General features: G+C 33.2%; 18 protein-coding genes. All 18 read left to right on the top strand.

Annotated elements, in window-relative coordinates; genetic code table 11:
- Window positions 1-25: 25 nt before the first annotated feature.
- The 18 genes from gcvH (at window position 26) to Q0975_RS02085 (ending at window position 14,456) form a co-directional block, all read left to right on the top strand.
- The gene (gene gcvH / locus Q0975_RS02170; RefSeq protein WP_299432425.1) at window positions 26-406 is read left to right on the top strand and encodes a glycine cleavage system protein GcvH; all 381 of its coding nucleotides are present in this window, start codon (window positions 26-28) and stop codon (window positions 404-406) included.
- A complete protein-coding gene (locus Q0975_RS02165; protein WP_299432422.1) occupies window positions 399-791 on the top strand; it encodes a VanZ family protein in 393 nt (130 codons plus the stop codon). The genes gcvH and Q0975_RS02165 overlap by 8 nt, the downstream gene beginning before the upstream one ends.
- Before the next feature lie 153 nt (window positions 792-944).
- Window positions 945-1,670, top strand: a complete 726-nt coding sequence (locus tag Q0975_RS02160; RefSeq protein WP_299432419.1) for an energy transducer TonB — start codon at window positions 945-947, stop codon at window positions 1,668-1,670.
- Between the two features lie 160 nt (window positions 1,671-1,830).
- Entirely contained in the window at window positions 1,831-2,742 is a 912-nt protein-coding gene (locus tag Q0975_RS02155) for an energy transducer TonB (RefSeq protein WP_299432416.1), read from the top strand.
- A gap of 117 nt (window positions 2,743-2,859) precedes the next feature.
- Window positions 2,860-3,603, top strand: a complete 744-nt coding sequence (locus Q0975_RS02150; RefSeq protein WP_299432413.1) for an energy transducer TonB — start codon at window positions 2,860-2,862, stop codon at window positions 3,601-3,603.
- Window positions 3,604-3,713: 110 nt separating this feature from the next.
- Entirely contained in the window at window positions 3,714-4,457 is a 744-nt protein-coding gene (locus Q0975_RS02145; RefSeq protein WP_299432410.1) for an energy transducer TonB, read from the top strand.
- Between the two features lie 216 nt (window positions 4,458-4,673).
- Entirely contained in the window at window positions 4,674-5,576 is a 903-nt protein-coding gene (gene cyoE / locus Q0975_RS02140; RefSeq protein ID WP_299432407.1) for a heme o synthase, read from the top strand.
- Window positions 5,567-6,148: a cytochrome c oxidase subunit 3 gene (locus tag Q0975_RS02135; RefSeq protein WP_299432404.1), complete on the top strand. Its 582-nt coding sequence runs from the start codon at window positions 5,567-5,569 to the stop codon at window positions 6,146-6,148. Before cyoE ends, Q0975_RS02135 begins: the two co-directional genes overlap by 10 nt.
- Before the next feature lie 48 nt (window positions 6,149-6,196).
- A complete protein-coding gene (locus tag Q0975_RS02130) occupies window positions 6,197-7,180 on the top strand; it encodes a cytochrome c oxidase subunit 3 (protein ID WP_299432401.1) in 984 nt (327 codons plus the stop codon).
- Window positions 7,181-7,203: 23 nt separating this feature from the next.
- Complete coding sequence (locus tag Q0975_RS02125) at window positions 7,204-7,560, top strand: cytochrome C oxidase subunit IV family protein (protein WP_299432398.1); 357 nt, start codon at window positions 7,204-7,206, stop codon at window positions 7,558-7,560.
- Window positions 7,561-7,664: 104 nt separating this feature from the next.
- A complete protein-coding gene (locus Q0975_RS02120) occupies window positions 7,665-8,318 on the top strand; it encodes a hypothetical protein (RefSeq protein WP_299432395.1) in 654 nt (217 codons plus the stop codon).
- A 3-nt stretch (window positions 8,319-8,321) separates the two neighbouring features.
- Window positions 8,322-9,056 carry an SCO family protein gene (locus Q0975_RS02115; protein WP_299432392.1) on the top strand — a complete coding sequence of 245 codons (735 nt, stop codon included), beginning with the start codon at window positions 8,322-8,324 and terminating at the stop codon, window positions 9,054-9,056.
- A complete protein-coding gene (locus Q0975_RS02110) occupies window positions 9,049-9,594 on the top strand; it encodes a DUF420 domain-containing protein (RefSeq protein WP_299432389.1) in 546 nt (181 codons plus the stop codon). The genes Q0975_RS02115 and Q0975_RS02110 overlap by 8 nt, the downstream gene beginning before the upstream one ends.
- Before the next feature lie 45 nt (window positions 9,595-9,639).
- Window positions 9,640-9,870: a hypothetical protein gene (locus Q0975_RS02105; RefSeq protein WP_299432386.1), complete on the top strand. Its 231-nt coding sequence runs from the start codon at window positions 9,640-9,642 to the stop codon at window positions 9,868-9,870.
- Between the two features lie 228 nt (window positions 9,871-10,098).
- Complete coding sequence (locus Q0975_RS02100; protein WP_299432383.1) at window positions 10,099-10,800, top strand: ABC transporter ATP-binding protein; 702 nt, start codon at window positions 10,099-10,101, stop codon at window positions 10,798-10,800.
- On the top strand, window positions 10,793-12,022 hold the full coding sequence (locus tag Q0975_RS02095; protein WP_299432380.1) for an ABC transporter permease: 1,230 nt from the start codon (window positions 10,793-10,795) through the stop codon (window positions 12,020-12,022). The genes Q0975_RS02100 and Q0975_RS02095 overlap by 8 nt, the downstream gene beginning before the upstream one ends.
- A gap of 15 nt (window positions 12,023-12,037) precedes the next feature.
- A complete protein-coding gene (locus Q0975_RS02090; protein WP_299432376.1) occupies window positions 12,038-13,300 on the top strand; it encodes an ABC transporter permease in 1,263 nt (420 codons plus the stop codon).
- A 31-nt stretch (window positions 13,301-13,331) separates the two neighbouring features.
- Window positions 13,332-14,456, top strand: a complete 1,125-nt coding sequence (locus Q0975_RS02085) for an efflux RND transporter periplasmic adaptor subunit (RefSeq protein ID WP_299432373.1) — start codon at window positions 13,332-13,334, stop codon at window positions 14,454-14,456.
- The last annotated feature ends 90 nt before the right edge of the window (window positions 14,457-14,546 follow it).

Genomic DNA, 14,546 nt, shown 5'->3' with positions numbered 1-14,546 from the left:
TAACAACTTATAAATACTTTTTCGGATGAATATTCCTTCAGAATTAAAATACACAAAGGATCATGAGTGGATCAAAATAGATGGAGACATCGCTACAGTAGGAATCACAGATTTTGCGCAGAGTGAATTAGGTGATATCGTTTATGTAGAGGTTGAAACCGTAGGTGAAGAACTAGAACGAGAAGAAGTTTTCGGGACTGTAGAAGCTGTAAAAACAGTTTCTGATTTATTTCTACCCTTAACCGGAGAAATTGCGGAATTTAATGAAACTTTAGAAGGTGATCCAGAATTGGTTAATAGTGACCCGTACGGTGAAGGATGGATGGTGAAGATTAAGATGACTGATGTGTCGCAAATAGATGATCTTTTATCAGCAGATAGTTATAAAGAGCTTATTGGTGCATAAGTATTTGCTTACATTAGTATTAGGGTATACTGGTTTGATTGGCTGGTTGTCTCTAGCTAAAGTTATTATTCCGGTTGATGTTAATGTGAAAGGAAGTGATAAAATTGGGCATTTGCTAGCATACTTTGTTTTTACAATTGTTTGGTTTTTGTTTTTCTTTTATTCGGAAAAACAACCAGGAAAATTCTCTAGAAGTTGGATAAGAGCTGCTGTTTTAGCTTTTTTGTTTGGAGTTTTAATGGAATTTTTTCAAGCAATATTGACAGACTATCGTAGTCCAGAGTGGAATGATGTTTTGGCAAATACTAGTGGCATTGTTTTTGCTGTATTTATTTTGAAAATACTTAAAAATAAGTTAGTTAGCCTTAGGGTGAAATACTATTAATGCATAAGTATATGCGATTAGTTGCCAGTAATAATAACATAATTTGTAGTTGCTAAAAGTTAAAAATTGTATTTTTTGTTTTACATTTTGACTATTACTTGGAAAATACAAAAGAAATTAGCTATTTTAGCAATCATATAATAACATTGTAATATGGAACCGAAGAAAAATCCGAAAGCAGATTTAACCAAAAAAAGTGCCTTGTTTTTACAATTAGGACTTATTTTAGTTTTATTTGTCACTTGGCAAAGTATAGAGTGGAAAACCTATGACAGAAGTAATATCGATATTGGTCAGGTTAATCTTGATGAATTAGAGGAAGAAGAAGTTCCTATTACTCAGAACTTAAATACACCTCCACCTCCACCTCCTCCGCCACCAGCACCAGAAATTATTGATGTTGTAGAGGATGAAGAGGAAGTAGAAGAAACAATTATTGAATCTACTGAAACCAATCAAGAAGAAGAAATAGTAGAGGTAGAAGAAGTAGAAGATGTAGAAGAAGAGGAAGAAATTGCTGATGTACCTTTTGCGGTAATTGAAAATGTACCGGTTTTTCCTGGTTGTGAAAAGGAAGCTGGAAATGCTGCTAAAAAGAAATGTATGAGTGATAAGGTTAAGAAATTTGTTAACCGTAAATTTAATACAGAATTAGGAAGTGAGTTAGGTCTTTCTGGAGTGAATAGAATATATGTTCGTTTTAAAATTGATAGAAGCGGAAATATTGTAGGTGTTCAGGCTAGAGGTCCTCACCCAAGATTAGAGAAAGAAGCTCAAAGAGTAGTGAAGATGCTTCCTAAAATGACTCCAGGTAAACAAAGAGGAAAAGCAGTAGGTGTACTGTATTCTTTACCAATTGTTTTCCAGGTTCAGGATTAGAGTAAAAATATATTTTTATATAAAACTTCCATTATTAGTTTAATGGAAGTTTTTTTATGTCAATTTTTGAAGAAATAACATAGTAGAAGGTAACATAGTATTGGATTTTGACACATACTATCAAAATAAATTTTTTAAATCGTAAAACGATACTGAGAATATGTATAATATAACCGATCAATTTGTAAAACGATCTACCAAATATTTGATAATATTTTTGTTGATTTTTAGTGTTAATTTTTTAAACTCAAGACCATATCAGGTAAAAACAGATACTACTAGGAGATCTTTTGGTGATTTTGTCCCATTTAAAGAAGTGGATGTTCCTCCGGTATTTGCTGGATGTAGTACATGGGGAGAAGATTGTGAGCAACGTAACTGTTTTGGTCTTTCGGTTATGAAATTGGTAAGAAAACATATAAAAAATGGTTTCGATAAAGAAAATAAATATGTTTCAACCCCATTACGAGCGACAATTCAATTTGTTATTGATACTACTGGAATTGTGAAACAGTTTTATGTTTCGGGTAATGATGAGATTATGGATAGGTATGCTAAAGAAGCTATTGCTAAATTATCTAAAGTTCCACGAATACGTCCAGGAAAACATAAAGGAGAAGCTGTAGCTGTGTTTTTTGAACTTAAAATAGTAGCGAAGTCATCGGAGAATAAAAATAATCGTAAGTTATTCTATGTTCAAAGAGACTTTGGAAAAGATTTCAAAGATATGGTTTTTGATAATCAGGTGATACACCCTGAATGTCGAGAAACGGGAAAGGCAAAAAAAGATAAACGTTGTTTAAGTGAAAAAATTAAAAAGTTTGTTAATAAAAGTTTCAATGTAAAGATTGCTGAAAAACTTGGTTTATCAGGTATTAATACGATTTATGTTCGTTTTTCTATCAGCAAATGTGGGAATGTTATTAATGTGCAATCTAAAGGTCCTCATCCAGAACTGGAAAAGGAGGCAATTAGGGTAGTGAAAATGTTGCCTAAGATGAAACCTGCTAAATTAGATGGAGAAGATGTGGGTGTGCTTTACGCATTGCCGATAAAATTTGCGGTCAAATAGGATGTTGGTTGCTTAAAAAAAAGTCAAAAGAATCCATTTTAATTTATAGTAGATAGAATTCTTTTTTTGGTATGCTTGTTGTGTTTAGTAGTAACTGTAACGTTAAAACTAAATAATATGAGTAACAAGCATGATGTTAATGTGCGGAAAAGCACATTGGTAAACTTTCAGATTGGACTTGTAGCAAGTCTATTATTCACCTATGTGATGTTCGAAGTGTATACTTCTGATTCTATTGACAAGATTATTTCTGATCCAATAGTGGAAGAAGATGAGCAATTTATATGGGATGGGGCGTTTGAAGTCTATCAGGAGCCAGAGCAAAAAGTGGTAGCACAAAAAAGACCTGAACCAATTCCGGATCCTACAGAATTTGAAGTCGTTAAGGATGATGTTGTATTAGACGATATTAAAGAAGAGTTCAAAAGTGTAGAGCCAGTAGAATCTACACCATTTAATCCAGATGCTTTAGTGGATAAAGAAGAAGAGGAAATTCCGGAAAATGTTCCTTTTTCTATAGTAGAAGACGTACCTATTTTTCCTGGTTGTGAGCGTTTAAAGACTAATAAGGAAAGAGCTGCCTGTTTTTCTGAGAAGATAGGTAAAATTATTTCTAGGAAATTTAATACAGATATAGGAAGTGAGTACGGTTTAAGTGGTGTTCAAAGAATATATGCATTGTTTGATGTAGCTGCTGATGGAACTGTTCAGAATATTCAGGTCAGAGCACCACATCCTAAGCTTAAAAAAGAAGCGGAAAGAGTAATTGGATTATTTCCAACAATGACACCAGGAAAACAACGTAAAACGCCTGTTACAGTTAAGTATCAGTTACCTATTGTGTTTAAGGTTCAGGAATAAGTAAGAATACATCTTAAAATATCAGAATCCCGTTACGATAATCGTATACGGGATTCCTTTTGGTATGCTTGTTGATTTAAATTTTAATTGTAACGTTAAAACTAAATAGTATGAGTAACAAGCATGACGCTAATGTACGAAAAAGTACATTGGTAAACTTTCAGATTGGGCTAATAGCAAGCCTTTTATTCACTTTTGTAATGTTCGAGATGTATACTTCTGTTTCAGTAGTTGAATTACCTAACATTGCTTCTAAGGACACAGGTGACACTAATTTTACAATGGATGTTTTTAGAGTTGAAAGAACTCCAAAAAAAGAGGTGAACATTAAGACAAAAAAGGTTAAAAAAGTAGATTGGACAAAGCCAAAAGTAATAGATAATAATGCTGCTTTGAAAAATCTCAAAAACGAATTAGGCAAGAGAATTGATGAAGGCGAGTCTAAAGCACCTCCAATTGATTCGATCGTAGATGTGGGTATTGAGGAAAAGATTGTTTATGATATTGATAAGGTTGCTATAGCACCGATTTACCCTGGTTGCGAAGGATTTGATAATAATGATGATAGAATAGCTTGCTTCTCAAGTAAGATTAAGCGATTAGTCTCTAAAAAATTTAATGCTAGTTTAGGTGAGAAATATGGCCTAAAGGGGTTGCAAAGGATCCATGTTCAGTTTCAGGTCGATACCGATGGGGTTATTAAAGAGGTTAAAGTTAGGGCACCGCATCCTGCTTTAGAAAGAGAAGCTAGAAGAGTTGTGGATAAGTTTTCAAACATGGAACCTGGAAAAATTGGGGATGAAGCGGTACGGGTGAAATATATTTTGCCTATTGCTTTTAAAATACTTGATTAAATAATGAAGACCCAGCTAATTTTAGCTGGGTTTTTACTTTGACTGATGTCAAGCTTTAGATCGTAAAAACTTTGCTGTAACTATGCTAAAAACCGTTTATTTAGCTAAAACAGTTGTTAAAAGGTGAATTATAAATAGTTATAAGTTGTCTAAAATGCTTTTAACGCATATCTTTGCACCACTTTTTAAAAAAGCTATTTAGTTAACGTGCAAAATTTGAGTATAACCCAAGTCGATACTGCCAAAGTTTCTGTGATTCAGGATTTTAAAGAGATCACTAAAATGCGATTGGCATTGAGTGTAGTTTTTTCATCCGTGGCGGGCTACTTGTTAGGAGTTGAAACCATTTCTTGGAGTACGCTTGTACTTTTATCGATAGGTGGTTATTTTATGGTGGGAGCGTCTAATGCATTTAATCAGATTATAGAACGTGATCTGGATGTTTTGATGGATCGTACCAAAGACAGACCAATTCCATCAGGAAGAATGTCTGTAAATACCGCTTTTGCAATTGCTGCTATTTTTACCATTTTAGGAATTTCTGTTTTATATTTTATCAATCCGCAGACAGCAATGTTTGGGGCTATTTCAATTTTTATATATGTTAGTTTATATACGCCACTAAAAACCAAAACTCCATTGGCTGTTTTTGTTGGGGCAATTCCTGGAGCTATACCTTTTATGTTGGGATGGGTCGCGGCCACAAATGATTTTGGTATCGAACCGGGCACCCTATTTATGATACAGTTTTTCTGGCAATTCCCTCATTTTTGGGCGATAGGTTGGTTTTTGTTTGATGATTATAAAAAAGGAGGTTTCTTTATGTTGCCTACTGGGAAAAGAGATAAAGGGACAGCTACTCAAGTTGTGATTTACACCATATGGACAGTTGCTACTTCATTAATACCTGTGTTTGGTGTTACTGGTAAATTATATATTACCCCGGTTTCCGGAATTTTAGTTTTATTAATTGGCGGATTTTTACTTAGGTATGCAATTCGTTTATATAAAGTTAGAGATGCCAAGACAGCAAAACAATTGATGCTGGCGAGTGTGTCTTATATTACATTGCTGCAAATTATTTATGTAGCAGATAAATTTATTCGTGCATGGATTTAACGCAAGGGACAACAATAGAAAAACAGAAAAGGGCAAAAAAAACCATGATGTGGTTTGCAATGGTGAGTATGACCATGACATTTGCAGGTCTTACCAGTGCTTATGTGGTAAGTAAAACCAGAGAAGATTGGTTGACTGATCTTGTTTTTCCAAATTCTTTTATCATAAGTGTGTTGGTTATGATTGCTAGTAGTATAGCGTTATATCTGGTTAAAAGAGCCATTGAAAATGAGAAAAAAAGCTTAGCAAGCATTTTATTGTTAACGACATTAGGTCTTGGAATCTTGTTTGTGTTTATGCAATTTCAAGGTTTTGCGGATATAATGGGACAAGGATATTATTTTACAGGACCATCTGCTAATATTGTTCCAACATTTTTATATATTATAGTAGTATTACATATTGTTCACGTAATTGTAGGGCTACTAGTGCTTTTAGTCGTAATTTATAATCATTTTAAACAAAAGTATAAAAGAGGGCAAACCCTTGGTTTAGAACTGGGTGCTATGTATTGGCATTTCGTAGATGTTTTATGGGTTTATCTCTTTTTATTTTTATATTTCGTTAGATAATAAAATTGATTACTTTTGTGGAAAATTTAACAATACCAAATTCTTTATATGGAAACAACTGTTACTAACACAGGTACGGAAGGTAAAACTTGGGGTGGAGGTAATCAACCGCTCAAGGTGAGTTATGGTAAGATGATGATGTGGTTTTTTATCCTGTCTGATGCTCTTACGTTCTCCGGTTTTCTTGCTGCTTACGGTTTTTCAAGATTTAAGTTTATCGATTCATGGCCAATTGCGGATGAAGTGTTTAATCACTTTCCGTTTCTTCATGGAGTAGATGCGCCTATGTATTATGTGGCATTGATGACGTTTATATTGATTTTTTCTTCTGTAACTATGGTGTTAGCTGTGGATGCAGGTCATCATATGAAACAAAAGAAAGTGATTCTTTATATGTTTCTTACCATTATTGGAGGAGCAATATTCGTAGGCTCACAAGCATGGGAGTGGAAAAACTTTATCAAAGGAGAATATGGTGCTGTGGAGACTAGAGGTGGTCAAATACTACAATTTGTGGATGCTGAAGGTCATAGAGTAGCGTTGCATGATATTGCAATTGTAGACCATCATAAAGAAAGAATAGAACACGAAAGTAAAAAAGGAGTGTGGTACGAATCAGAAGGTACACTTCCAACATATACGGTTGAAGAAATAAAAGCTGGTTTCTCAAAAAGAAGTGATCTTTTAATAAGAACACAAATTCTAACCGATAAAGGAGAGAAAACAATATTGTCAAGAGAAGAATCTATAAGAAGATTAAATGCAGATGCAATAGGTGTTGTAGAAGGAGCTAATCTAGTTCATAATGAATATGGAACACCTTTGTTTGCTAATTTCTTCTTTTTTATTACTGGATTTCACGGATTCCACGTATTCTCTGGAGTTGTAATTAATATAATTATATTCTTTAATGTAATTATTGGAACATATGAGAGAAGAAAGAGTTACGAAATGGTAGAAAAGGTTGGTTTATACTGGCACTTTGTCGATCTGGTTTGGGTATTTGTATTTACATTCTTCTACCTAGTATAATAATAAATAGAATTTAGAATAAAATGGCACACGATACAGCACATCACGAATCGAATATATCAAGAATCTGGAAAGTATTTTTTATATTATCTCTTGTAACCATTGTAGAAGTAATATTTGGAATCTGGAAACCTGATTTTATGATGGCAACCTTTATAAGTATGAAGTTACTTAACTGGTTTTTTATCATATTAACATTATACAAGGCATATCTAATTACCTGGGCGTTTATGCACATGGAAGGTGAAACCAAAGGATTAAGAAGGGCAGTAGTATGGACAGCGATATTTCTAATTTGCTACTTGATGTTTATATTACTTACTGAAGGTGATTATATATACGAAGTATTTAAAGCAGGACATAAAAGCTGGGACTTCTAATATCGCCTTTTTGGATACGTTAAAAGCATAATAAAAGATATTAAAAGACGGTTGTTTTCAACCGTCTTTTTTATTTTTGTAAATGAAGTAAAGTCTATAATTTGATGAAAAAGTTTTTAGTTCTCGGAATACTGTTTATACTACCAATAGTGATGTATTTGTTTTTTGCTTCAGCAGTAGATAACTTTTCTAAACTTCCTGTATTAGAAGAGTATATAGGTAATCTTGATGACTTCGAAAGTCTTAACGGAGAACAAATTACTTTAAAAGATAAGATTACGGTATTAGGTTTTTTTGGAGAAGGTATTTACAATAAAAAGGGAAACGCATTTAATCTTACTCAAAAGATTTACAAAAAAAATTATGAGTTCAGGGATTTTCAGTTTGTAATGATTTTACCTTATGGAAGCGAAAATGCTGCAAAAGAACTTTTAGATGAATTAGATGATACAACTGATGTATCTGGATGGGAATTTCTTTTTGGAACTCCAGAAAGTATACAGCGCTTTTTCAAGGGATTAAAGACACCATATGCGTTAGATCAAAAAAACGCTACTAACTATGTGTTTATTATTGATAAAGATGCTAATCTGAGAGGCAGAGAAGAGAACTTGCAAAAAAATGAAGAGAAGATATATGGTTACGATACAAGCTCAGTAGCAGACCTGAACAATGTAATGGTTGATGATGTGAAAGTAATTCTGGCGGAGTATCGTTTAGCGTTAAAAAAGTATAAAGCAGATCGTAAAGAAAAATAGAAAATGAAGAAGTATTCATACGTAGGTATATCATTTGTCATATTAATTTTCGGAATCATTTTTGTCCCTAAAATTGTGAATAGAGTTAAGGATACTTCTATTGTGAAAAATGATAGGATGAGCGCTGATAATCCAATAGCTAATGAAAAACTTTCCTATATAAAGATTAATGGAAAACCTAGAAAGGTTCCAGAATTCGCATTTCTGAATCAAGATAGTTTACTTATTACTAATCATGATTATAAAGGAAAAGTATATGTAGTAGATTTCTTCTTTACTAGTTGTCCTACTATTTGTCCTAGAATGACTCGTAATTTGGTGTATTTACAGGATAAACTTAAGGGATATCAGGATTTTGGTATTGCTTCTTTTACAATTAACCCAAAACGTGACTCACCAGGGATACTTAAGAAATATGCAGAAAATTATGAGATAACAAATCCAGATTGGAACTTACTTACAGGAGAACGAGAAGATTTGTATGACTTGGCTAATGCTGGGTTTAATATTTATGCTGCGGAAAACCCAGAAGTTCCAGGAGGATTTGAACACAATGGATATTTTGCATTGATAGATCAGGAAGGGTATATTAGATCGCGCTATGATGCTTCTGGAAATCCTATTATTTACTACAGAGGAACCATCGGAGTTGAAGAGAAAAAGGATGAAAACGGAGAAGAGGAACAAGTCACAATCTTATTGGAAGACATTAAGAAATTATTAAAGAAAGATGAATAGAGATACATCAGATCCAGAAAGTAAGTATAATAAGTGGATCATTATATTGTCCATAGTCATACCATTAGCAGTCGCTGCATTATTTGGAGTGAATCTTCGTAAATTAGGTTTTGATGTAAAACCGTTGACTTTTTTACCTCCAATTTATGCGAGTATTAATGGGTTAACAGCTGTTATTCTTATGGCTGCATTTTGGGCAATTATGAATAAGAAGATTAAGTTACATGAAAACTTAATGAAATCGGCGATTATATGTTCAGTTTTGTTTTTGGTGATGTATGTAGCCTATCACATGACTAGTGATTCAACAAAATTTGGAGGAGAAGGTGCTATTCGTTACATATACTATTTTATATTAATTACGCATATTGTTTTATCTGTGGTAGTAATTCCATTTGTCTTGGTTACATATGTTCGAGCATTAGCGAAGAGATTTGATAAACATCGTAAAATTGCAAAAATCACATTTCCTATTTGGTTGTATGTGGCAATATCCGGAGTGATTGTTTATCTAATGATTTCTCCATACTATAACTAATGTTAAAACTTAAATTTGTCATTCCGGCCTAGGCTCGTATCTAAGATGAGAACTAAAATATTCTACATATCAATTTTATTAGTATTCTTTACAATTCCTGTAGATGCGCAATGTGCTATGTGTAGGGCGGTATTAGAAAGCGAAGAAGGGCAGAAGACAGCAAAAGGGATTAATAATGGGATCGTATATTTAATGATAATTCCATATGTTCTTATTGGTGCTGTAGGCTACTTTATCTATAGAAACAAGAAAAAAACTTCGGATAGTAATTCGTAGTTTTTATTACATATGTAAATCTTTAACATTTTCCTAACACTGTTAAGTGTAACAAAACTAGCGTAGGATAAGTCTTATCAAATAAGACTACACTAACCAATCCATAATGTTTCTAGAGGGAAAACTAGAAAATTGATCTATTAGAATTTATTATATCACAGAGTCAGTGAGTCTCAGTTAAAAGAAAACAGGTGTAATTTTATGCCTGATAAATCTTAATCTTGTATTATGATTGAAATTAAAGACTTACATAAATCTTACCAAATGGGAAGCAATTCCCTTCATGTACTTAAAGGAATTAATTTTAGTGTCAAAGAGGGAGAACTTGTCGCTATTATGGGATCGTCGGGTTCTGGGAAATCTACATTGCTTAATATTTTGGGAATGCTGGATGAAGCGGATACCGGAAGTTATTTTCTGGATGAAGTTCCTATTAAAGGTTTAAACGAAACAAAAGCGGCACAGTACCGTAATAAGTTCTTAGGTTTCGTTTTTCAATCTTTTAACCTGATTAATTACAAATCGGCGCTAGAAAATGTAGCATTACCCTTGTATTATCAAAGGAAGAAAAGAAAAGAAAGAACCGAAAAAGCCATGGAGTATCTTGGTAAAGTTAGTTTAGCAGAATGGGCAACACATTTACCTAGCGAACTTTCTGGAGGGCAAAAGCAAAGAGTAGCTATTGCACGTGCATTGGCCGCTGATCCTAAGGTGTTGTTAGCAGATGAACCAACAGGTGCTTTGGATAGCAAAACTTCTTATGAAGTAATGGATATAATTCAAGGTATTAATGATGAAGGAAAAACAATATTAGTTGTAACCCATGAAGAGGATATAGCTAATATGTGTAAACGTATCGTACATCTCAAAGATGGTGTTATTGTAGAAGATAAAGCTGTAGAACAAGTAAGAGCATCACAATATGTTTGATAGAGATAGGTGGCAGGAAATTTTTGAGGCAATTGGTAAAAATAAGTTGCGAACTTTTTTATCGGGATTCACAGTTGCATTAGGGATATTAATTTTTACAATTTTATTAGGATTAGGTAATGGTTTACTTAATAGTTTTCTAAGCAGTTTTGTAGATGACGCTCAGAATGTAATTTTTATTAGAGGAGGAAGAACTTCTAAAGCTTTTAAAGGTTTCCAGGAAAATAGAAGAATTCAGTTTGAAAATGAAGATTTCGAATTTATTAATTCGAATTACATTGGTAAAGTAGAATATGCTACACCAAGAATTTATCGTAATGGATTAGCTAAATATAAAAAGGAATCAGGTAATTATAGTATCAGAGCGGTTCATCCAGATCATCAGTATCTAGAAAAAACCATCATGATGAAAGGACGATACCTTAATGAAGCAGATCTTGAAGAAAGAACTAAAAATATTGTTATCGGGAGGCTTATAGAAAAAGATCTTTTTAAAAATGAAAACGCCCTAGGAAAAACCCTTGATGTGGATGGTATCGCGTATAAGATTGTTGGAGTTTTTCAGGATAGTGGAGGAGATAATGAAGAACGAATACTATATATGCCATATAAAACAGTTCAATTGCTTTTTGGGAATAATGAGCATTTAGATCAAATAAATATATCTTATAATATGGCAATGGATACAGAGCAGGCTATTGCTTTTTCTGAGAAAATTGAAGAAGATTTCAAGAAAAAATTCAATGTAGCTCCTGATGATCAAAGTGCCATAAGAGTAAGAAGTTTTGCAGAAGATATTAAAGAAACTATGGTGATTCTAGGTGGTATCTATGCGCTTATATTTGTAGTAGGAATAGGAACATTAATTTCAGGAGTTATTGGTATTGGTAATATTATGACTTTTAGTATAAAGGAAAGAACAAAAGAATTGGGTATTAGAAAAGCTTTAGGGGCATCTCCTAGATCCATTATAGCAATGGTGCTTCAGGAGTCAGTTTTGATTACCGCTATAGCTGGATATTTAGGATTGATATTAGGTATGCTAATTTTGAAACTAATAGGTAATAACTTAGAAGAGTTTTTTATTCTTAACCCAAAGGTAGACACAGGTGTTATCGTAGTGGCAACAATTACGTTAGTGCTTTCAGGATTGTTAGCTGGATATATTCCTGCAAGAAGGGCGGCAAAAATCAAACCGATCATTGCGCTTAGAGATGATTAAACAAAAATAATTGGTATGAAATTTATATTCGAAAGAGATACCTGGCAAGAAATATACGGAGCAATTCGTAAGAATAAAATCAGAACGATCATCACTGTTATAGGTGTAACATGGGGAGTATTTTTATTTGTAGTTCTTTTAGGAATGGCAAAAGGGCTGGATAACAGTTTTAGAAGTCAGTTTAATGATTTTGCTACAAATACTATGTTTCTTTGGGGACAACAGACTAGTATGCCTAATAATGGCTTTAAAAGAGGACGAGGTATGCAACTTACTTTGGATGATGTAGAAGCTTTAGAATCACAAATAAGTGATATAGAGTACATCGCACCGCGTAATGTTACAGGACAATGGGGAACGCCTCCAGGTCAATTTGTTAGAGGGTCCAAATCCGGAGCATTTAAGGTGTTCGGAGATTACCCAACGATAGATAAAGTATCAAAGAAAAAAATATTTGATGGTGGTAGATTTATAAATGAAGAAGATATTAAATATGAACGTAAAGTTTGTGTGATTGGTGAAGATATTTATAAACAGTTTTATGATAAAGGCGAAGAAGCTATAGGCAGTTTTGTGAAGATTAATGGGATATATTTTAAGGTAATTGGTGTTTATAAGCCTACTCAGCAAGGATTTGAAGGTGATGATTCTATTTTCCTTCCTTTTACTACATTTCAAACTATTTTCAATCAAGGAAGAAACATTTCCTGGATGGTAATAACGGCTAAAGCGGATAAGAATATAGTTAATACAGAAGCCAAAATAAAAACTGCACTTAAGCGAATGCATGATGTGCACCCTGATGATGATCAGGCTTTTGGAAGTTTTAATCTAGGAGAAGAAGTGGCAAAAATAAACGGATTTTTAGCTGGGATGCGATTAATAACATATATCGTTGGTATCGCTACACTTATAGCAGGTGTAATTGCTATTGGTAATGTATTACTGATAACTGTTAAAGAACGTACAAGAGAGATTGGTGTCAGAAGAGCATTAGGAGCTACTCCTTCAGAAATAAGAGGGCAAATAATGTTAGAATCTATTATGTTAACTTTTATAGCAGGTCTTATAGGTTTTGTTTTTGGAACTCTCGTTCTTTGGGGAGTAAATAATGCTGTTGGTAATAGCGATGACGTCCCCATACTGAATCCTACTGTAGATTTCTTTGCTGTTGTGGGAGCACTGTTATCTATAGTGCTTTTAGGAACCATAATCGGGTTGATTCCAGCACAGAAAGCGGTAAGTATAAAACCAATTGAAGCATTAAGGGAAGAATAAAATAACAATCAAAATAATCTAATCAATCACAATGAAGAAGTTTTTTAAAATTTTATTAGTAGTAGTTTTTATAGCCTTGCTAGGATTTTCTGGCAAGTACATCATAGATTCTAATAGTAAATCACCGATTGTATTTACTACGGAAAAAGCTTTTAGAACCTCTATTGAAGAGAAAACAGTAGCTACAGGAAAAGTAGTTCCGGAAGATGAAGTAGAAATTAAACCTCAAATATCTGGAATCATAGAAAAAATATTTGTCGAAGAAGGAGCAGCAATAAAGACAGGTGATTTAATTGCCAAAGTAAAAGTTGTGCCAAATGAACAATCATTGAATAGCGCTAGAGGTCGTGTTAAGAATATGCAAATCGTGCTGAATAATTCTAAAACAGAATACGATAGAAATAAAGCGCTGTTTGAGAAAGGAGTAATATCAAGCCAAGATTTTAATGCAATCGAACTTAATTATAATCGTGCTAAGCAAGATGTTTCTAATGCGCAAAGTGATCTTCAGATTATACGATTAGGATCTGCAGGAGGATCTTCTTCTGCTAATACTAATATTAGAGCTACTGTATCGGGAACAATCTTAGAAATTCCGGTAAAAGAAGGTGATCAGGTGATAGAGAGTAATAATTTTAATGCAGGAACTTCTATTGCAACTATTGCAGATCTAAACAAAATGATTTTTGAGGGGAAAGTGGATGAAGCAGAAGTAAGTAAACTTAAAATAGAGATGCCTCTTAAGGTAAGTTTAGGAGCTATTAGAGATAAAGAATTTGATGCAAAGCTTAAATTTATTGCTCCAAAAGGTAATGAAGAACAAGGAGCTGTGCAGTTTAAAATAGAAGGTGAAGTTTTTTTGGATAAAGAATATTTTGTAAGAGCGGGGTATAGTGCAAATGCTTCTATTGTTTTAGATGTAAAAGAAGATATTTTAGCAATTAAAGAGGCATTATTACAATTTGATAGAAAGACAGAAGAACCTTATGTAGAAATAAAAACAGGAGATCAGGAATTCGAAAAAAGAGAAATAGAAATTGGTTTGTCAGACGGTATTAATGTTGAGGTGTTATCTGGTATAACAGCTGATGATGAAATAAAAGTTTGGAATAAAACGGAACCGATTAAAAAGGAACCTGAAGGAAGTCAAAACTAGATAAATTGCTGAAAATTATAATACCTATTTTTGATTTCAGTATAGGTATTTAAAAAAAAAAAACTTATTTTTTTAAAAATAAGTGTAACA

Source organism: uncultured Aquimarina sp. (genome assembly GCF_947500065.1).
Taxonomy (GTDB): Bacteria; Bacteroidota; Bacteroidia; order Flavobacteriales; family Flavobacteriaceae; genus Aquimarina.
The sequence above is the reverse complement of the archived record's forward strand: the minus strand, read 5'-3'. Positions and strand labels throughout refer to the sequence as shown.